General features: G+C 48.2%; 19 protein-coding genes and 1 pseudogene. 8 read left to right on the forward strand and 12 right to left on the reverse strand.

Going from position 1 to position 20,574, the window contains the following annotated elements; translation table 11 throughout:
• Nucleotides 1-5: 5 nt before the first annotated feature.
• The 5 genes from pucJ (at nt 6) to yuzJ (ending at nt 5,049) form a co-directional block, all read left to right on the forward strand.
• The gene (gene pucJ / locus M1D65_RS16020; protein ID WP_124072763.1) at nt 6-1,355 is read left to right on the forward strand and encodes a uric acid permease PucJ; all 1,350 of its coding nucleotides are present in this window, start codon (nt 6-8) and stop codon (nt 1,353-1,355) included.
• Nucleotides 1,356-1,360: 5 nt separating this feature from the next.
• Nucleotides 1,361-2,653: a uric acid permease PucK gene (gene pucK, locus M1D65_RS16025; protein WP_085185900.1), complete on the forward strand. Its 1,293-nt coding sequence runs from the start codon at nt 1,361-1,363 to the stop codon at nt 2,651-2,653.
• A 12-nt stretch (nt 2,654-2,665) separates the two neighbouring features.
• On the forward strand, nt 2,666-4,150 hold the full coding sequence (pucL, locus tag M1D65_RS16030; RefSeq protein ID WP_277708977.1) for a factor-independent urate hydroxylase: 1,485 nt from the start codon (nt 2,666-2,668) through the stop codon (nt 4,148-4,150).
• A complete protein-coding gene (gene uraH, locus M1D65_RS16035) occupies nt 4,150-4,494 on the forward strand; it encodes a hydroxyisourate hydrolase (RefSeq protein WP_031315332.1) in 345 nt (114 codons plus the stop codon). Before pucL ends, uraH begins: the two co-directional genes overlap by 1 nt.
• A gap of 423 nt (nt 4,495-4,917) precedes the next feature.
• Nucleotides 4,918-5,049 (forward strand): YhzE/YjcZ family sporulation protein YuzJ, encoded by a 132-nt coding sequence (gene yuzJ, locus M1D65_RS16040; RefSeq protein ID WP_009968115.1) that lies wholly within the window; start codon nt 4,918-4,920, stop codon nt 5,047-5,049.
• 206 nt (nt 5,050-5,255) lie between these two features.
• Here the strand turns inward: yuzJ and pucE are convergent, their stop codons facing one another.
• From pucE to allC, 7 genes are all read right to left on the reverse strand, one after another.
• A complete protein-coding gene (pucE, locus tag M1D65_RS16045) occupies nt 5,256-5,777 on the reverse strand; it encodes a xanthine dehydrogenase subunit E (RefSeq protein WP_049139625.1) in 522 nt (173 codons plus the stop codon).
• Entirely contained in the window at nt 5,768-8,005 is a 2,238-nt protein-coding gene (gene pucD, locus M1D65_RS16050) for a xanthine dehydrogenase subunit D (RefSeq protein ID WP_049139627.1), read from the reverse strand. Before pucD ends, pucE begins: the two co-directional genes overlap by 10 nt.
• Nucleotides 8,006-8,839: a xanthine dehydrogenase subunit C gene (pucC, locus tag M1D65_RS16055; protein ID WP_456270626.1), complete on the reverse strand. Its 834-nt coding sequence runs from the start codon at nt 8,837-8,839 to the stop codon at nt 8,006-8,008.
• Nucleotides 8,836-9,453, reverse strand: a complete 618-nt coding sequence (pucB, locus tag M1D65_RS16060; protein ID WP_038829783.1) for a xanthine dehydrogenase accessory protein PucB — start codon at nt 9,451-9,453, stop codon at nt 8,836-8,838. The genes pucC and pucB overlap by 4 nt, the downstream gene beginning before the upstream one ends.
• Nucleotides 9,450-10,442, reverse strand: a complete 993-nt coding sequence (locus M1D65_RS16065; RefSeq protein WP_456270627.1) for an XdhC family protein — start codon at nt 10,440-10,442, stop codon at nt 9,450-9,452. Before M1D65_RS16065 ends, pucB begins: the two co-directional genes overlap by 4 nt.
• 226 nt (nt 10,443-10,668) lie before the next feature.
• Nucleotides 10,669-11,919, reverse strand: a complete 1,251-nt coding sequence (gene pucG, locus M1D65_RS16070) for a (S)-ureidoglycine--glyoxylate transaminase (protein WP_456270628.1) — start codon at nt 11,917-11,919, stop codon at nt 10,669-10,671.
• A gap of 16 nt (nt 11,920-11,935) precedes the next feature.
• Complete coding sequence (gene allC, locus M1D65_RS16075) at nt 11,936-13,174, reverse strand: allantoate deiminase (protein ID WP_424934935.1); 1,239 nt, start codon at nt 13,172-13,174, stop codon at nt 11,936-11,938.
• Between the two features lie 244 nt (nt 13,175-13,418).
• Here allC and M1D65_RS16080 point away from each other — a divergent pair.
• Both M1D65_RS16080 and M1D65_RS16085 read left to right on the forward strand, forming a co-directional pair.
• Nucleotides 13,419-13,540 (forward strand): annotated as a pseudogene (locus tag M1D65_RS16080) (hypothetical protein); the annotation flags it as partial.
• Nucleotides 13,541-13,621: 81 nt separating this feature from the next.
• The gene (locus M1D65_RS16085) at nt 13,622-14,488 is read left to right on the forward strand and encodes an endonuclease I family protein (RefSeq protein ID WP_009968119.1); all 867 of its coding nucleotides are present in this window, start codon (nt 13,622-13,624) and stop codon (nt 14,486-14,488) included.
• Between the two features lie 33 nt (nt 14,489-14,521).
• On the opposite strand, the gene M1D65_RS16090 is transcribed toward M1D65_RS16085, so the two are convergent.
• Nucleotides 14,522-15,625: an ABC transporter ATP-binding protein gene (locus M1D65_RS16090; RefSeq protein WP_456270629.1), complete on the reverse strand. Its 1,104-nt coding sequence runs from the start codon at nt 15,623-15,625 to the stop codon at nt 14,522-14,524.
• A gap of 181 nt (nt 15,626-15,806) precedes the next feature.
• Here M1D65_RS16090 and frlR point away from each other — a divergent pair, with 181 nt between their 5' ends.
• Nucleotides 15,807-16,535 carry a transcriptional regulator FrlR gene (frlR, locus tag M1D65_RS16095; protein ID WP_014480777.1) on the forward strand — a complete coding sequence of 243 codons (729 nt, stop codon included), beginning with the start codon at nt 15,807-15,809 and terminating at the stop codon, nt 16,533-16,535.
• 24 nt (nt 16,536-16,559) lie between these two features.
• On the opposite strand, the gene frlD is transcribed toward frlR, so the two are convergent.
• The 4 genes from frlD to M1D65_RS16115 are packed head-to-tail and all read right to left on the reverse strand — an operon-like array spanning nt 16,560 to nt 20,538.
• Complete coding sequence (gene frlD / locus M1D65_RS16100; protein ID WP_021480552.1) at nt 16,560-17,414, reverse strand: fructosamine kinase FrlD; 855 nt, start codon at nt 17,412-17,414, stop codon at nt 16,560-16,562.
• 13 nt (nt 17,415-17,427) lie between these two features.
• A complete protein-coding gene (locus tag M1D65_RS16105) occupies nt 17,428-18,330 on the reverse strand; it encodes a carbohydrate ABC transporter permease (protein ID WP_046160823.1) in 903 nt (300 codons plus the stop codon).
• Nucleotides 18,331-18,333: 3 nt separating this feature from the next.
• The gene (locus tag M1D65_RS16110) at nt 18,334-19,212 is read right to left on the reverse strand and encodes a carbohydrate ABC transporter permease (protein ID WP_014477910.1); all 879 of its coding nucleotides are present in this window, start codon (nt 19,210-19,212) and stop codon (nt 18,334-18,336) included.
• A 57-nt stretch (nt 19,213-19,269) separates the two neighbouring features.
• Nucleotides 19,270-20,538, reverse strand: coding sequence for an ABC transporter substrate-binding protein (locus M1D65_RS16115; RefSeq protein WP_021480554.1), 1,269 nt, complete (start codon nt 20,536-20,538; stop codon nt 19,270-19,272).
• Between the last annotated feature and the right edge of the window lie 36 nt (nt 20,539-20,574).

The raw sequence follows: 20,574 nt of genomic DNA on the forward strand, positions 1-20,574 counted from the left end.
CTATAGTGAAAAAAAGATCGTTTAAGGTGTTTACGCTTGGCCTGCAGCATGTGCTCGCCATGTATGCAGGTGCGATTTTGGTGCCCCTGCTTGTCGGCAGGGCGCTGAATGTAACAACTGAACAGCTGTCCTACCTATTGGCGATTGACCTGTTAACGTGCGGCGTCGCGACGCTTTTGCAAACCTTGCGCGGAGCATACATCGGCATCGGGCTTCCCGTCATGCTTGGCAGTTCATTTGTGGCCGTCACCCCGATGATTGCAATCGGCAGCAATTACGGCATTCACGCGATTTACGGTTCCATCATCGCGGCCGGTGTGTTCATCTTTTTGTTTGCGCGTTTTTTCGGCAAGCTGACTGTGTTATTTCCTCCTGTCGTAACAGGTACCGTTGTGACCTTGATCGGCCTTTCACTTGTTCCGACAGGTGTGAAAAATATGGCTGGCGGCGAAAAAATAAACGGCAGCGCCAACCCCGAATACGGTTCGCTCGAAAACCTTCTTCTCTCTGTCGGTGTCCTTGTTCTGATCTTAGTCCTCAACCGCTTTCTCAAAGGATTTGCCCGAACACTGTCCGTTCTGATCGGCATCGCCGCCGGAACAGCGGCAGCAGCGATCATGGGCAAAGTCAGCTTTTCTTCTGTTACAGAAGCACCGTTCTTCCAAATCCCGAAGCCTTTTTACTTCGGAGCCCCCACGTTTGAAATCGGTCCGATCTTAACGATGCTGATCGTCGGAATCGTCATTATTGTGGAATCAACCGGCGTTTTTTACGCAATCGGAAAGATATGCGGCAAACCTTTAACTGAAAAAGATCTCGTCAAAGGCTATCGAGCGGAAGGAATCGCCATTCTCATCGGCGGGCTGTTCAATGCCTTTCCTTATAATACCTTTGCGCAAAACGCCGGCTTATTGCAGCTGACCAAAGTGAAAACGAGAAACATCGTCGTTACCGCAGGCTGTATCCTTGTCTGTCTCGGGCTGATTCCGAAGATTGCCGCCCTTGCATCTGTCGTTCCTGCTGCTGTACTTGGAGGCGCGACCCTCGTCATGTTCGGCATGGTGATTGCTTCTGGCGTCAAAATGCTGAGCACAGCGGATCTCAAAAATCAATACCACCTCCTGACCATCGCATGCTCAATCGCACTCGGCATCGGCGCCAGCACGGTCCCCGGGATTTTTGCTGAATTCCCCGCTCCGATCCGGATTCTGGTCAGTGACGGCACCATCACTGGCAGCCTGACCGCCATCTTTTTGAATCTATTTTTCAGCTTGCGCGACAAAAAAGAATTAACAGCACAGCAAACAGAACTTCCGGTATTAGAACATACACTCGCATTAGAAAAAGAGGTGTAAAAAAGATGAAGGAACAGCACAATGCCTTACAGCTGATGATGCTGGGGCTTCAGCACATGCTTGCCATGTATGCGGGAGCCATTCTCGTTCCGCTGATCGTCGGAGCGGCGATCGGGCTGAATGCGGGGCAGCTGACGTATTTAATCGCGATTGATTTGTTTATGTGCGGGGCGGCAACTCTTTTGCAGCTCTGGAGAAACCGATATTTCGGCATCGGCCTTCCCGTTGTGCTCGGATGTACGTTTACCGCAGTCGGCCCGATGATTTCCATCGGCAGCACTTACGGTGTCCCAGCGATATATGGTGCCATTATCGCCGCAGGACTGATTGTCGTCTTAGCCGCGGGCTTCTTCGGGAAGCTTGTCCGTTTTTTTCCGCCTGTCGTAACCGGATCAGTCGTCATGATCATCGGCATCAGCCTGATTCCAACGGCAATGAATAACCTGGCCGGAGGTGAAGGAAGCAAAGAATTCGGCTCACTCGACAACGTGCTCCTCGGGTTTGGCGTCACAGCTTTTATCTTATTGCTATTTTATTTCTTTAAAGGCTTTATCCGCTCCATAGCGATTTTACTCGGTCTTATCGCAGGAACAGCGGCTGCATATTTGATGGGAAAGGTCGATTTTTCTGAGGTCTTGGAAGCGTCTTGGCTTCATGTTCCGTCTCTGTTTTATTTCGGACCGCCAACCTTTGAGCTGCCGGCTGTTGTCACGATGCTTCTCGTTGCGATTGTCAGCCTCGTTGAATCGACAGGTGTTTATTTTGCGCTTGCGGATATCACAAACCGCAGACTGTCGGAGAAGGATCTGGAAAAGGGCTACCGGGCAGAAGGCCTTGCGATTTTGCTGGGCGGCTTATTTAACGCGTTTCCTTATACAGCTTTCTCGCAGAATGTCGGCATCGTTCAGCTTTCAAAGATGAAAAGTGTCAACGTCATCGCCATCACAGGAATCATACTGGTCGCGATCGGCCTGGTTCCAAAAGCAGCGGCCCTGACAACAGTGATCCCCACCCCAGTTCTCGGCGGCGCAATGATCGTCATGTTCGGTATGGTCATTTCTTACGGGATCAAAATGCTATCCAGCGTTGACCTTGATTCGCAAGGCAACCTGCTGATTATCGCCTCTTCCGTCAGCTTAGGGCTTGGCGCTACAACAGTTCCCGCGTTGTTTTCATCTCTTCCGGGCGCGGCCTCTGTCTTGGCAGGAAGCGGAATTGTGATCGGCAGTTTGACGGCCATTGCACTGCACGCTTTTTTTCAAACCAAACAGTCGAATGGCGCAGACATAAAAACGTAAAGGAAGATGCCAATGTTCACAATGGATGACCTGAACCAAATGGACACACAAACACTGACAGACACACTTGGCTCTATTTTTGAACACTCTTCATGGATTGCGGAGAGATCCGCAGCACTACGGCCGTTTTCGTCCCTTTCTGATCTTCACCGCAAAATGACTGGCATAGTAAAAGCCGCGGATCGCGAGACACAGCTTGATTTAATCAAAAAGCATCCCCGGCTCGGAACAAAGAAAACAATGAGCGATGACTCGGTACGAGAGCAGCAGAACGCGGGGCTCAGCAAATTAGAACAGCAGGAATACGAGGAGTTTCTCATGCTGAATGAACACTATTATGATCGCTTCGGCTTTCCTTTTATTTTAGCGGTGAAGGGAAAGACGAAACAGGACATTCACCAAGCCCTGCTGGCAAGGCTTGAGAGCGAACGAGAAACGGAGTTCCAGCAGGCCCTTATAGAAATTTACCGAATCGCCCGCTTTCGTCTGGCTGACATCATCACTGAAAAAGGAGAGACGCAAATGAAAAGAACTATGTCTTATGGCAAAGGAAATGTATTTGCATACCGAACGTTTTTAAAACCGCTCACTGGAGTGAAGCAAATCCCAGAATCATCTTTTGCCGGGAGAAGCAATACCGTTGTCGGCGTTGATGTGACATGCGAAATTGGCGGAGAAGCCTTCCTGCCATCATTTACAGACGGAGACAATACTCTCGTCGTGGCAACGGATTCAATGAAAAACTTTATCCAGCGCCATCTCGCATCCTATGAAGGAACGACAACCGAGGGGTTCCTACACTATGTAGCTCACCGATTTTTAGATACCTATTCTCATATGGACAAGATCACTCTGACTGGCGAAGACATTCCGTTTGAAGCAATGCCTGCATACGAGGAGAAAGAGCTTAGCACAAGCCGCCTCGTCTTCAGAAGATCGCGTAATGAACGAAGCCGCTCTGTGCTGAAAGCAGAACGAAGCGGGAATACCATAACGATTACAGAGCAATACAGCGAAATCATGGATCTTCAGCTCGTCAAGGTGAGCGGCAACTCCTTCGTCGGCTTCATCCGGGACGAATATACGACTCTCCCGGAAGACGGCAACCGCCCGCTGTTTGTCTATTTAAACATCAGCTGGCAATATGAAAATACCAATGACGCATACGCTTTTGATCCATCCCGCTACGTTGCGGCTGAACAAGTCCGCGACTTAGCGAGCACCGTTTTTCACGAGCTCGAAACCCTTTCAATCCAAAACTTAATCTATCATATCGGCTGCAGAATATTAGCGAGGTTCCCGCAGCTCACTGATGTCAGCTTCCAATCTCAAAATCACACGTGGGATACGGTTGTCGAAGAAATCCCGGGCTCAAAAGGAAAAGTCTACACCGAACCGCGCCCGCCATACGGTTTCCAACATTTTACCGTGACAAGAGAAGACGCCGAGAAAGAAAAACAGAAAGCCGCTGAAAAATGTCGGAGCCTGAAAGCCTGATGGGAAAACTGACAACCCATATTTTAGATTTAACCAGCGGCAAACCAGCGGCGAACGTAAAAATTGAATTGAAGCGGCTGGGCGAAAGTATTATGAAAGAGGTTTACACTAACAATGACGGCAGAGCCAATGTCCCTCTGCTGGCTGGTGAAGAGCTGGTGTCCGGAGAGTATGTGATGGAATTTCATGCAGGAGACTATTTTGCGAATAAAAACGTGAATACGATCGACCAGCCGTTTTTAACCATCGTCACCGTCCGTTTTCAGCTTGCAGATCCAGATGCACATTATCATATCCCGCTCTTGCTGTCGCCGTTTGGTTATCAGGTGTATAGGGGGAGTTAAGAAGAAAGCCCGCCGGTAAGGCGGGCTTCTATTTGCACTTCAATAAACTTTTAATCCTAGGACAGTACTTGCAGTGATCCCACACTTAGTGAAACAACAGCTAGAATAAACATTCACCAATATTTTTCAGGATAATTGCCTACGAGAAAAATATCCTGTAGTCCTTTCATTTATAAATCGGGGTTTCAAACTAATAAGTCAGCTCTTAGAAGCCGAGCTCCCTTTTCCAATCCTATAAACAGACCGCGTTTTTTCTCGAAAAATTACTCTGAAAACAATTGCTGCGGTTTTAATAGTTTTGATAATGCGTTCTCTCTTACACCTTTAGACAAAATATTCATTTTTTCTTTTTTAGACTTAAATCTATGTCGAAAATGATCGTTTGGCATATCTTATACTATCTCCACTAAAGGAGGTGACATTATGGGATTCTACAATTCTGGTGGATACAGTGGAAACTCTGGTTACTCAAACGGTTTCGGGAGCTCCTTCGCTTTGATCGTGGTGCTATTCATTTTGTTGATCATTGTTGGAGCAGCTATCTTTAATTATTAAGTTTAACTTTCCTTGCCTCCGCCGTATCCAACACCTCCCTGTCCGACAGACGCCATAAGAAGTTTTTATGGCGTCTTTGCTATGTGTTTCACTAATCATTTTCTAATCCAGAAGCTGTCAAGTTCTACGAGATTTATCGTGTGTTTTCCCACAACGCTTCTGCGTCTTGATCGCGCTGTCTGACTGAGGCTAAAAAAGTCCGGCTCTTAAAAGCCGGACTCCAGACTACCCCCGTTCAACTCTCTTCTAATCCTGCAAGCTGACCGCATAATCCCGCCATACCCGGTACACCGGCACAAGTTCCCCGCCAGCCCTTCTTCTATATCTTTGTCAGAAGGTTGAGGGGTTTCCCGAAACAGTGCTTTAAGCGCAATTATCATTCCTGGGGTACAGTAGCCGCATTGGAAGCCTCCTTCTTCCAGAAAAGCGGTTTGGCAGATATCCAGTTCCTCTTGTTGTACGCCCTCGATTGTTGTAATGGAGTGGCCGTCCACTTGATAAGCCATGGTCATACACGCATTGGCCAGTTTTCCGTCGATTAAAATAGAGCAGGCTCCGCAGCGGCCGATTCCGCAGGACACCTTTGTCCCGGTCAGCTGAAATTCCTTTCTAAGCAAGTCACTCAGATGTGTCGTAGGAATGGCAGCAACCTCCCACTCCTGCCCATTCACGGTCATCCGGAACTGTTCCTTTTTTACAGGAAATGGCCCGGCCTCTTTTACGTCCATTGCTTCAGCCCCTTTCTGTCTATCGCTTCAAGCAGCTCTTCTCTTGAAATTGGCAGCTTGTTTATCCAGCATCCGACCGCATCATGTACTGCCTTTACAATCGCCGGAGTGATGGCGATTGTTCCAATTTCGCCAACACCGCGTGGTCCATATGCATCACCCTTCATTAGTTCTTCTATTGCGATCACCTTCATGTCAGGAACGTCTTTGACTCCAGGGATCAAATAGTGATCTAGATTTTCTGCGGCATAACGGCCGTCCGTCATTTTCGCTTCCTCCATCAGCGTATAGCCGAGTGCCATGGCAGCGCCGCCTTCAATTTGACCTCGATATCCCTGCGGACTGACAACCGGACCTGCCGCAATAGCGTGCTCACAATCTATCAATTTGACATCGCCTGTTAACAGATCTACCTCCACCTCAACGGCAGCCGCTCCAAATGAGTAGAGGAAATGGCCGCCCACCACAGGATCAGGCGTTGTTGGAAAGTCAAAGGCCGTTTCCTCTGCCAAAGGGCCTTTTTCAGCCAGCTCCTTATACGTCACCACGAGCGCCTTTGTGTTTTTGTCACGCAAGCCTGCAGCGCCGGGAATAAGGTTTTCCGCTGAACAGCCGCTCCATTCTGCCGCCCGTTTTTTCAACTGAGATAGAAACGGCTTCTTCAAACGCTGGATCGCGTGCCACACCATGCTTGTGCCGCGGGATGCTGTGGAGGAGCCTGACTTCGGCACTTTTGCGGTATCCCCAATAACAATGGAAATATCCTCTGCGGCACAACCCAGCTCCTCCATGACAATCTGTTCAATCGCTGCTAGAATCCCCTGTCCGCATTCTTCAAATCCAAATGATGCTGTGATTTTGCCTTCACTCGAAAGAGACAAACGGCCTCCTGCCGCATCCATTCGGCCAAACCCCAGCCCGCCGCCGTGCATTGTAATTGCCGCTCCCGTGCCTCTTTGCAGATACCCGCAGTTCCGGCTTGTTTTTTTAAGAATGGGAGATTTAGATATGGCATTCAACACCTGTGCCGCTCCGTCAGTCGATGCAATCCGATGCTCCAGCGGCCCCAAGTCATGCGGTTTTCTGATATTTTTTCTTCTCAGCTCCAGCGGGTCGATGCCGAGCATGCCGCTGAGACGATCGAGATGGGTTTCGAGTGCAAATGTGATTTGGTTGCCGCCAAAGCCTCGAAATTCACCCGCCACCCCGTTGTTCGTAAATACTGATATTCCTTCAGTCCGGATATTCGGAATACGGTACGGCCCCGCGGCATGCTCGACAGAAAAATCTAGAACGGCAGGCCCAAGCGTGGCGTAAGCGCCTGTGTCCGCCACAATTTTCACGTCGTGCGCCAATAGATTTCCCGAATGATCTGCACCCGTTTTTATCGTAATCTTCATCGGATGGCGCTTAATGCCAGAACGTACAGATTCCTTTCGTGTCTGATGGATTTTGACAGGGCGTCCGCTTTTCAGGGCCAAAAGCGCAGCATACGGCTGAATATTCAGCTCATCCTTCCCTCCGAACGAGCCGCCCATCGGACTTGACACAATTCTGATCTTCTCTTCAGGAATATCAAAAATACGGGCAAGCTGGAAACGGTCTTTATAGCCGTGCTGAGTTCCTGCATACATCGTAAAACCCCCGTCGTCTTCCGGAACGGCTACGCCTCCCTCCGTTTCCATATACGTATGCATCTGCCGCGGCAGCTCATAGGTTTCTTCAAGGACTGTATCAGATGCTTGAAACCCTTCTTCCACATCGCCGTTTGAAAAAAATGTGCGGTGCAGGATATTCCCGTCCTCATGCAGTCTTTGCGCATTCGGCCGAAGCGCTTTTTCTGGTGAATCTATGACTTCCAGCTCTTTATACTCAACTCGAATCAGCTCCAGCGCCGCTTCCGCGATTTCCTCCGTTTCCGCAGCAACTGCGGCGATCGCATCCCCGACATACCGCACCCTGTCCTCACATAAAACCGGCTGATCAGGGATGACAATGCCAAATCGGTTTAAGCCAGGAACGTCTTTATGCGTGACGATGGCTTGCACGCCTTCCATTTTCTCAGCTTTTATGGTGCAAACCGACACAATCTCTGCATGAGGATAAGCACTTCTCAGCACCTTGCCATACAGCATTCCCAGAAAGCTGAGATCGGTCATATATTTCAATTCCCCTGTGACCTTATCCCTTCCATCCGGCCTGACTCTTGACGGTTTGTTGATGATCATTTATTCCCCTCCCTCAGCCATCAGCTCTGCCATGATGACGTTGGCAGCGGCTTTTTTTCTGTATGCCGCTGACATAAAAGCATCTGAGGAAAACGGCAGCTCATGGATAAGTGTTTTGTACAGCTCATGCGAGTCCCACCCTGGTGCCATCCATTTCGCTTCGCTGTCCAATAATCTCCTAGGGGTGATATCGGCATGGCCAGCGGCGAGGCGAATGCCGCCGTCTTTCAAAAAACGTCCAGCTGCAACAGCAGCCGCTCCTGTAAAAGCCTGGCGCCTCCCAAGCTTGTGATAAAATACACGCTCTCCCTCCGCCCGCGGGATGATGACACGCGTGACGATAGCCGTTCTAAAGTCTTCCTCACTGAGCCAAGCGCCAAGCGGCAGCCTGATTAGCTCCTTTTGATATACGATAAGCTCAGCACCAAGCACAAGCAGAAGCGGAATGAAATCACCGATTTTACTCGCTATGTTGCCGCCAATTGTGGCACGGCTGCGGATCCCCGGTGCAGCGACAGCGGAAGCAGCGTCACTGAAACAGCCAAGCGCTCTCTTGATCAAAGGGTTCTTTCTGCATTCATTCAGTGATATGAGCGCCCCGATCGACACGTGGGTGTCACTGGCGCTGATCCCTCGCATCTCGTCAATCCCTTCAAGGCTGACAAGGTGCTGTTTCGGCAGAGTTCCTTTGTCCCACTGAAGCTGAAGCAGCGTGCTTCCCGATGCGGCACACACATCCGGAGCAAGCTTCTCTAAAAGCGAATAGGCCTCATCAAGCGCTGTCGGCCTCCATAATTGAATATTCATCCTTGCTTTTGTCACTTGGCCGTTCAAGCCATCGCCCTCCTTACCATGTCATATTCCTCGGGTGTATCAATATCGTCCAACTCGCCGCTATCCTTTGCCTCCAAAACCGCTCCTGCTCCAAGCTGTCCGCTTTTCAGGAGCCTGCGAGCCCCTTCATCTCCCTTTAACCCCTTTACATAAGGAAAACATGTCGACGAGAAGTAGATTGGCGGGGTGAACGCCCCTAAAAACGATGACACGGCAAATGACTCAGGGGCCAGTGCCACAAGGGCATTGAGATGATCGACGGAAAGCTGAGGCTGGTCGGCTAACAAAATGACAACGCCGTCCGCCCCCATGCTTTCTGCTTTTCTCACCCCGCTGCCGACTGAATGCCCCTGACCCTTTTCTGCGTCTTGGCAAACGTGCAGGCTCCAGCGTTTTTGAAAAGGCGGAGCGTGATACGGCGCTCCTATCCACTCAAGGGAGGCATGTTCTGTCCGCTCGACGACCAGCACGTGATCAAGGCGGGACGACAGAGCAGTTTTCAAAGAAAGTGAGCCTATGTTTTCTCCTTTTAGCGGCAAAGCCAGCTTGTTTTGGCCCATTCTTCTGCTTTTGCCGGCAGCGAGAAACACGCCGATCAGATAGGGGCTTCTCATACAACCGCTATCCGTTTTCTTGTTTGAATGATTTCTGCAACTACACTTACCGCAATTTCCTCTGGACCTTCCGCACCGATTTTCAGCCCGACCGGACTGTAAAAGTGAGACGGAGGATGTTTTCCGTTCAGCAGCCGTTTCGTGCGGTTTGCCGAACCCAACAGTCCAATATAATGGAGGTTTTGAGAAAATAAGAAGTTGATGATCGTTTGATCGTGCTGATAATGATGGGTTGCCACAACAGCTGCATCATGCGGAAAAAATTGAAATTTGCTAAGCATTTGTTCCGGAAAAGCGGTAATCAGCTGATCCGCTTTTGGAAAAAGAGAGGATGTACAATAAGCGGGCCGCCAATCCGTCACGATAACAGAAAACCCTGTGTCAGCCGCCAAATTGGCCAGCGGTACAGTATCCGGACCCGCCCCAAACAGAATGAGGCGCGGCTTCGGTTCAATTCGCTGAATAAACATGTTAGTGGGTGGATCGAAATGCGGTAAATGAAGCGTTGAAAGAGTACGTTGAATATCTTGCAGAGGCGCGTCCGGCCAGTTGCCAAAATGCCCGTTCTCCGTCAGAAATAAATAATGGGAGGATCCAATCTTTGTAACGGAAGTGACAGCTTTGCCTGATTGAAGGCAGTCCCTCACTTTCTCATAGTGCCGCCTTTTTTCCTGAGTGATTCGCTCTGCATGAACATGAATAATGCCATTGCACCCGGCTCCCATGCCCCAAGAAAGATCGTCCTCCGACCGCATGTCGTAGGGAATCAGCGTTGGTGTGAGCTGATCGCCCAGCGCACTGATTCTTTGGAATACATCTTCTTCCACACACCCGCCGCTCAGCAAGCCAATCCGTCTGCCATTTTTCTTAAAGAGCATAGAGGCGCCTGCTTTTCGATACGCGGAGCCTTCCACTTGAACAAGTGTCGCCAGTACAGCCTCCTCCTGGTCTTCCAGGAGCGCATCTAACATCGTGTGAAAATTCCCCAATGCCGCATCCTCCTCTCGAAAATTGCCGTGAGAAACAACTAGTTCAGCGTGATTTTATAGGTAACTTGTATAAAGAATAGACGATGGAAGAAAAAATGACTCATGATTTGTCAGAAAATGAAACACATAGAAAGAGGATTTGTAAAAAGAGTCAAACGAAGAAAATTAGATTGGAGAAAACACGAAATCATATCTAAAAAGCTTGCGGAGTTCCGCAAGCTTTTCTTTACACCGCTGCCTGGCGGCCAGCGTTTTCATACACATTCAGCGCTGCTTGGAGCGCTTTTCCTGCTTCGATTCCTGCGTTATGTCTGAGAAGCATAGCCTCTAACCCGGCAAGCACGAATAGCACGTTTTCTTTTCTGCAGCTGTACCCCATCGTGCCGATTCTCCAGATCTTCCCTGCGAGCGGGCCGAATGAGCTGGCGATTTCAATACCGAATTGTGCCAGCAGCATGCCACGGACAGACTCGCCGTCAATGCCGCCGGGAATTTCGACACAGGTAACAACAGGCATTTTGCAGCTGTCATCTCCAAACAATCGTAGCCCCATTGCCTTTATCCCTGCTGCTAATGCGGCTTCATGGTGCCGATGCCGCTCGAAACGCGTCTCAAGACCTTCTTCAAGCACCAGTCTGACTCCCTCACGTAAGGCGTACAGCATCGTCGTCGCTTCTGTATGATGATTGAGCCGTCTTTCGCTCCAATAATCCTCAAGCTGGCTCAAATCAAAGTAGTTGCTTGTAATTGGCCGATTTCCCGAAAGTGCTGCCCTGTCAGCTTGTGTCGCAATCCCGCGTTCCACCTTTTTGCGAGCTGCAATCACGTCCGCCACCCGCTCATTATATGTAATCGGCGCCATTCCTGAAGGCACAGACAAACATTTTTGCGTTCCGCCGATGGCAGCGTCAATCTTCCATTCATCGACTTTAACCTCGCAGCCCCCAATCGTTGCGACTGCATCGACGATAAACAATGCATCCTCGGTGCGGCAGGCTTCGCCGATGGCTTTCAGCGGGTGAATCCGTCCTGTCGATGTTTCTCCATGCACCATTGCCACAATTTTCGGCTTCACTTTTTTTATCTCCCGTATGATGTCCTCCGGGTCAAAAACCGTTCCCCATTCGCACTCAAGCATATGAACATTTGCCCCATATCGCTCTGCGATTTCAGTCAGCAAATAACCGAAACGGCCGTAAATGGGAATGAGCACATCATCTTCCGGCTCTATCACACTAGCCAGCACTGCTTCAATTCCCGCCCTTGAAGTGCCGTCAATCGGGTATGCCCAGCGGTTTTTTGTTTGGAACAGCTCCCGAAGCATCTCCATCGTTTCATTCATAATACCTGTAAACGCCGGATCAAATTGGCCGACAACCGGGGTGCTCATTACTCTTAATACACGCGGATCAACCTCAACAGGCCCTGGCGTCATAATCGTTCTTAACGGGGTGCATAATTCTCTTCTGCCTGACACAGCCATTCCTCCTTTATCAGTAAGCCAGTTTGTATAATAAATCAGTCAGTGCGCGGACGCCGATCTCAAGCTGTCTGGCTGACGTATATTCCTTCGGTGAGTGGCTGACGCCGCCTCGGCTTGGCACAAACAGCATACAAGCAGGATAGCGCCTTCCGATCATTTGCGCGTCATGCCCTGCTCCGCTCACCATTTCCTCACAGCTGAAGCCGTTTTCTAATGCTGTTTCAAAAGCCGCAGCCTTCAGCCTTTCGTCCATCGGCACAGGCTCTATCCGCATATATTCATCAATCACGGCGCGAATTCCTTTTTGTAGGCAAATGCCGTTGATCAAAGGAACCATGTCTTGATGAAACTGCTCCAGCACATGCTGATGCTGATGGCGAATATCGATTGAAAACTGGACGCGGCCCGGTATGACATTGGCTACATTGGGCTCTGCCGTTATTTTTCCGCATGTCAGACGGAGCTCCTCCGGCAGCTCCTCCGACCGCAGCAGCAGCTCATGAATGATACGGCTGCTGGCTGCGAGCGGGTCCTTGCGCCATTTCATGGAGGTGGTTCCCGCATGATTGCATTCCCCCTCCAGCGTGACGAGATATCGCCTCTGCCCCGCAATGCTTGTCACAATCCCGAGATCCCGTCCTGACATTTCCAATGTCTGTCCCTGTTCAATATGGAGCTCAACAAAAGCGCTGATATCTGTCCGATATGCTGCCTGAAACACACCTTTGCCAAAACCGTTCTCATGCATCGCATGTTGCAGCGAGACTCCTGATTCGTCTCTTGGCTCTGCTCCATCCTGTAATGAAAAAACCCCCGTCATATTCCCTGATCCCCAATAGGTCATTGGAAAACGGCTGCCCTCCTCCTCACATAAGGATACCGCTTCGAGTGTTTTTTTCGGCGCTCCATATGTCTCTTTGAGCCGCTTTATCGCAAGCATTGCCGCCAGAACACCATAGGCGCCGTCGTATTTTCCCCCATTGATGACAGTATCGATATGTGAACCGGTTACAATGACTTCATCCGGAGACTGGGTGCCCGAAAGCCTTCCAAACACATTGCCGACATCGTCGAATCTTGTATCAAGCCCGAAAGAAGACATTTCCGTTTTTACAGCAAGCTGTGCGTCCATCCACTCTTTTGTGTATAAAAGCCTCGTTACGCCGCCATCCGCAGACGCACCGTATTGGGCGAGCCATTCAATATAATCTGTGATGCTGTTTTTTACTGAAAGCTTCTGCTTTTCCATGTACTCCCCCCTCTGGCCGCTATGGTGACTTCATTATAGAAGGAGGAACATGATAGTTCATTGACAGATTAACCAAAAAAACGTTTATTTTTTAGTCACAGTATCTATCCAGCAACCAGATTCACCCTACAAGTCACAACTATTTTGATGTAAAGCTCAAAAGAAAACACGGTAAGGAAGAGAGCCAGCAAGAGCGAAAGAGAGGGTCAAAATGCCTTTCATATGAACAAGCTAAGCTTGCCGGAGAGGCGATGTTTGCGGAACAGATGAAAACGGAAATGCCGGCAGCTCGCAAAAACAGGACCTAAAGATATGGGAACAGGAGATCTTTCCGCCTCCTCCAAAGGGACTAATTTACAATTTTAATGAAAAATATACAAAATGACACTTCTATCCTTTATTTCAATTTTAGATAATAGACATGATCTGATAAAAGGAGGGCAAGTGATGACAAAAAAAGCATGGTTTCTGCCACTCGTCTGTGTATTACTGATTTCCGGATGGCTTGCACCGGCAGCTTCAGCAAGCGCGCAAACCACATTAAGCCTTAATGACCGATTGGCGTCTTCCCCTTCAGGAACAGGAAGCCTTCTCTCATTAGCCGCCCCCGCTGCACCCTATGCTGACACAGATACCTATTATGAAGGGGCTGAAGGTAAAACAGGAGACTCGCTAAAAAGCACCCTGCACCGTATTATCAGCGGACACACGATGCTGTCCTACAGCGAAGTGTGGAACGCGCTGAAAGAAACGGATGAAGACCCGAGAAATCCGAATAACGTCATCCTGCTCTATACGAATGAATCGCGGTCCAAAAACCTGAACGGCGGCAATGTCGGCGATTGGAACCGCGAGCATGTCTGGGCGAAATCCCATGGCGATTTTGGCACGAGCAAGGGACCTGGTACTGATATTCATCATTTGCGCCCGGCTGATGTTCAAGTTAACAGCGCCAGAGGAAATATGGATTTTGACAATGGCGGCACTGAATATGCGAAGGCACCCGGAAATTATTATGACGGCGATTCATGGGAGCCCCGCGATGATGTGAAAGGCGATGTTGCCCGCATGCTGTTTTACATGGCTGTCCGTTACGAGGGTGATGACGGCTATCCTGATCTTGAGCTTAATGATAAGACAGGCAACGGCTCAGCTCCTTATCATGGCAAACAATCTGTCCTGCTCGAATGGAATAAGCAGGATCCGGTTGACGACCGCGAGCGGAAAAGAAATGAAATCATTTATGAAAAATATCAGCACAACCGCAATCCATTTATCGACCACCCTGAATGGGCGGATGAGATTTGGCCGTAAGAAAAAGGTGCTCCTTTTTAGGAGCACCTTTTTCTAATACACAGCCTCTTCCGTTTCCACATCGAAAAAGACGACGTGGTCCATTTTCACTGAGAGCTGGATTAAATCGCCTGCATCGATTCGCGTGTTTCCGTCCAGACGGACCTTGAGCCGCTCGTCCCCAGCCATGACATGCACTATGAGCTCCGAGCCCAGATTTTCATTCACTTCCACGTTCGCTTGAAACACTGAATCAAACAACTGGTCATTTCCTGTCATTTGTGTGATGTGCTCCGGCCGTACACCGGCAATCATCTGTTCTCCGGCATATCCCTTTTCCTTCAGCCGCTTTGCTTTTTCTTCAGGAATATGAAGCCGGATCGAAGAATTTGTGAAAAACAGCTCGCCATGCTGCTGTTCTATGATGCCTTTCAAAAAGTTCATCCCAGGAGAGCCAATGAAGCCTGCGACAAACAAATTGGCCGGGTAATGATAAATGTCATGAGGTTTCGCCACTTGCTGAATTTCCCCTTCATTCATGACGACAATCCGATCTCCCATTGTCATTGCTTCGGTCTGGTCATGCGTGACATAAATGATCGTTGCCTCTAATCGCTGGTGCAGCTTGCTGATTTCTGTCCGCATCGTCACTCTTAGTTTTGCATCCAGATTAGAAAGCGGCTCGTCCATTAAAAAGACCTTCGGCTCCCTCACAATCGACCTGCCAAGCGCCACCCTTTGCCGCTGCCCGCCGGAGAGCGCCTTCGGTTTTCTCTTCAGCAAATGTTCAATTTCTAAAATTCTAGCTGCCGCATGAACCCGCTCGGCAATTTCCTGTTTCGCCATCTTTCTGAGCTTTAATCCAAACGCCATATTATCAAAAACCGTCATATGCGGATAAAGCGCATAGTTCTGGAATACCATCGCAATATTACGTTCTTTCGGCGGAAGATCATTGACCCGCTCCCCATCAATAAGAAGATTTCCATCAGAAATGCTTTCTAATCCAGCCACCATCCGCAGCGTTGTCGATTTTCCGCATCCTGACGGCCCCACCAGCACCAAAAGCTCCTTATCCTTTACATCTAAATCAAAGTCCTTCACGGTTAATTGTGAGTGATATGATTTTTTGACGTGTTCAAATGTTAATGAAGCCATCAGAAAAGTCCCCCTATCTTTTGACCCGTTATTTCGTCACTGGAAACAACTTGGTCTTTCTGTTATTTTTAGAGTAATCGATTCCCATTTTTGCTATATTTCTAAAATAAAAAATGTAAATTTGTTTTATAACGTCATAATACATTATAATATAAATAATAGGTTAAAAGGAGGCTACCCTTTGTTAAACAACGGAAGTTCTACACCTTTATACATTCAGCTAAAACAAATCATCACTGATGACATCAAAAAGGGCGTGTATTCCCCAACCGCCAAGCTACCTACCGAAAACGAGCTTTGCACCAAGTATAACGTCAGCCGCATCACCGTCAGGAAAGCCATTCTCGATTTAGTCGAAGAAGGCTATCTGATCAGGCAGCAGGGAAAGGGAACGTTCGTTAAAAGCCCTAAATTAAAACGAGAGCTGATCGCTGTAAACGGCTACTCGGAATTTATGGAATCAACCGGCAAAAAACCGAAGCATCATGTGCTGTCCCATGACATCATTCCAGCGTCAAAACCCATCGCTGAAAAGCTTCAAATCCATCCCGAGAGCCCTGTCGTTGAATTAAAACGGATTTTATATAATGATGATCAGCCTCTCACCTTTGAAGTGACGCATTATCCGCTTGATTTGTTTCCCGGCATTGATACCTTTATTGCTGACGGCGTCTCCATGCATGATATTTTGAAACAGCAATACAAAGTTGTACCCACGCACAATACGAAGCTATTAAACGTTGTATATGCCCAACAGGAGGAAAGCAAATACCTGGATTGTGATATCGGGGATGCGCTGTTTGAAATTGATAAAACGGCTTTTACATCAAACGACCAGCCAATCTATTGCTCATTGTTTTTGATGCACACAAACCGTGTCACTTTTACCATCAACAGCCCCTACACATAACAGGCATAAAAAACGAGACACTGCTTATAGTATTCTCGTTTTTTCACTGCTTCCCCCGTCCTCCAAGCGATAAGGATAGCCATAGCCGAAAGCTCCGTACACACCGCATGTTTTCGCAGCCGTTTCAGCAGCCTGGCGCAAAGCATACGTTATATCCTGCTTCACGCAAAAGGCAGTCAAAAAGCCTGCTATAAAAGAATCTCCCGCTCCAAGTGTATCTATTATATCAGCTTCCACAATCGGCTGATGATAGACTCGATCACCCGCAGACAGGATTGCTCCTTGGCCCCCTCGGGTCATACAAACCATTTTGGCTCCGTACCCATGAGCTGTTTTGGCAAGCTCACCGCATTCCGACTCACTCAAATCGCTTCCTGAAAAAAACGCATACGTCACATAAGGACAGACCCTCCTCAAATAATCATCCTCCCGATTGGTTGAAAAATCAAATGAGACAGGGACCAGCCCGCACAGCTGCGGAAGATCGTTCTCAAGCCTGCTGTACACGCTCGTATGCAGCAGATCATGCCCGCTGATAAAAGATACATCTTTCTCCTGAAACGCGAGGCGAAGCCGGGACTGAATGCCGCCTTTATTTGATCTGACAAAAATGCGGTCCCCCTGTCCATCAAGGGTGACAATCGCCATCCCGTTTTCTCCGTGCGCCTGGCGGATATAATCTGCATTGACCTGCTCCAGCTTGAGAACGTTCAACAGATGCGCCGCGGCTTCGTCATTGCCGACGATTCCGATATAGGAAGACTCATGCCCGAGCCGCTTGGCAAGCACAGCAACGTTTAAGGCATTTCCTCCCGGGTAGAATGTTTCTTGATCCTGGTAATAATCTACAACATTATCTCCAACCGCAATCAATTTCATAGCGCTTCCTCCTTTATCCTTTTACACTGCCGCTTGCAATCCCGCGGACAAAATATTTCTGCATCAATAAAAATAGAATAATAATCGGCGCGGCTGAAATCGTTAACCCCGCCAGCAGGACGCCCCAGTCTGTCTGCAGCGCGTCTCTGAACTGCATCAGCCCGGCTGGAATGGTCCGCAAATTCTCATCATCTATGAAAATAATCGCAAACATAAACTCATTCCATGTATGGTAAGCCGTCAAAATGCCGGATGTCACCAAAATTGGCACGCTCATTGGTAAGAAAATTCTGAAAAATACTCCAAAACTTGTACACCCATCCAAATAGGCCGCCTCCTCCAATTCTTTGGGTATAGAAAGAAAATAAGAGCGGATCAAAATGATGGTGAATGGGATCCGATAAGCCGCATACGGCAGGATTAACGCCCAATACGTATTGTACAGGCCAAGCGACTGAATAATAGAATAAAGCGGCACAAGACTGACCTGCGGCGTCAGCATCAATCCGCCAAGACATAGCACCAAAAAGAATCCTTTTCCTTTAAACTCAAACCGGGAAAGACCATACGCTGCCCATGCACTGATAAAGACAGTGATCACACACGTCAGCGCCGTAACGATGACACTGTTCATAAAATAAGAAGAAATCCCCTGGTTCCAGGCGGAAACAAAATTTTCCGGATGCCACGAAGACGGCAGCGACCAGCTGTGCTCAAAAATATCGTCAGAGTTTTTAAAGGCGCTCATCACCATCCAGAGAAGCGGATAGGCAATCGCAATCAGATAAAGAAACAGAAAAACCCACACAGACGTTTCTCCGATATACCATTTTCGTCTAGGCTTATCTTTAACCTCAATGTGCTGGTCAGGCACAGGCTCCAATCTGAACGAATCTGTCTTCTTCTGAGGCAGCATCAGTTACTCCTCCTTTCCGGTTTTAAAGAACTTCATTTGCATGAGCGATAATGCAAGCGTAATGATTAACACGACAGTGGCAATCGCTGAGGCGTAGCCCATCATATCCTTTGTAAAGGCGCTTTTATATAAAAACGTGCTCAAGACTTCTGACGCGTTTCCCGGCCCGCCGCCTGTCAAAATGTACGGCTCATTAAAGACCGTAAAGGCCCCGGTCAGCGTCATGACCACCGCAACAAAAGACATCTCTTTCGTCTGGGGAACAGTAATATGAAAAAACTGCTGAATTTTACCCGCGCCGTCAAGCCGGGCCGCTTCATACAGTTCATCCGGTATTTTTTGAATCGACACGATGTACAGCATCGCAATATAACCGACAGATTGCCACTGGGACACAAAAATGACAGAAAGCATAGCTGTGCTGTCATCCCCGAGCCAGGCCCTCGTCAGCTGATCAAGACCGATGGCCTGAAGCAGCTGATTCAAAAGCCCTGTCTCCGGATTGTAAATAAAATCAAACAAAAGCGCGATCACCGTCATTGAGATGACAACCGGCAAAAAGAAAACGGTACGAAAAAACGGCGACCATTTTCTGACCAGCTTATCCTCAAGCACCGCCGCCAAAATCAAACCGCCAAATACCTGGCATACAATTGAGATCACTGCATAAAGCACATTATTGGTAAGTGCCTGATAGAAGACAGGATCATGAAATAATTCAACATAGTTTTTTAAGCCGATAAACGTTTTTTCCGGAGAAAATGAGCTCCACTGAAACAGGCTGAGGAATACATTCTCAAAAATCGGGATATAAACGAAAAGTAAAAAAACGAGAGCGGGCACCAAAAACAAATAGGGGATTATTTTATTCTGATTGACCAAGGGTATCTCATCTCCTTTATAAAAAGAAAAGGTGCGAAGCTTCACCTTTTCTTTGATTTATTCAGCTGACGCCCTCACCTGCTTTGCTGCCTTTTGAACGGCTTTCATCACCTGCTGCGGTGTCATGTCGCCGCCAAGCATTTGCTGGACGCCTGTTAGGTACGCATCTGCGACTTCAACATCGACATCCATATCAAACCATGGAACCATTGATTTGGCATCAACAATATGCTGAACGGCTTCACGCTGAATGGCTGTTGCATTTTCTTCAGTAGCCGTACCTTGCACTGCACTGTATTTCCCGACATCTTTCACGAGCTTTTCGCCCATTTTTTTCGATGTCAAGAACTGCAAAAATTCCATCGCTTCCTTCGGATGTTTTGTTCTTGAGGAAATCATGAATCCTTCCGGCGCTCCCGTTAACGCTTCTGAAGATCCTTTCTGCCCGCTGATTTCAGGAAATGGGAACATCCCAAGATTAACCGGTTCAACCAGCTTGATTTCCGCTGTTTCCGCATATATCATCGCCGACTTTCCGCTCTTAAATTGCTGTCTCACATATTCGTGGTCGACGGAGTTTACATGTTTATTAAAATAAGGCATCAGCTCTTGAAGCTTTTCAAGGGCTTTTACATAGCCTTCATCAGTAAATTCACCCGTTTTGGCGTTATAGTCCTTGTCTCGCGTTTTTTCATCGACCATCCGCTGATTAAGCGTGCCGATATAGTGCGAGATTGTCCAAGTCGCCTTTGTTCCGAAGCTGATCGGTGTGTAGCCATGTTCTTTCAGCTTTTTTGACACATCGATTAATTCATCCCACGTCTTCGGGGGATCAAGATTCAGCTTTTGGAAAATGTCTTTATTATAGAAGAATGATTTAGCGTCCATTTGCCACGGCACGCCATATTGCTTGTTTTCATAAGTAAATGGTGTAATTTGCGATTGAACGAGCTGTGATGACCAATCGGTGTCATTTTTGTAGTAGGACGAGAGATCAAGTGCTTTATTGCCTCTGATAAATTTAAAAGCAAACTCATCGCTCCAAGAGAAGTAAATGTCAGGAGGGCTGGTGGTTCCCAGCATGACCTTAATTTTATCTTTATAGGAGTCATTTAAAACGGCTTCAATTTGAATGTCGATATCCGGATGTTCTTTTTCAAATTCCTTAACAACCTCTTCAAAATAACTTTTTTCCGGCTCCTTTGGCCATCTGTGGAAAAATTTCAATGTCACCTTTCCGTCCGCTGAACTGCTTTGGCTCGAACAGCCTGCGATGGTGAGCATACTGACAGCTGCAATGATCAAGAACAACAACATTTTCTTCAAAGGGTTGGCCTCCTCTGGACATTAGACTATAATGTT

Source organism: Bacillus sp. JZ39, assembly GCF_053903145.1.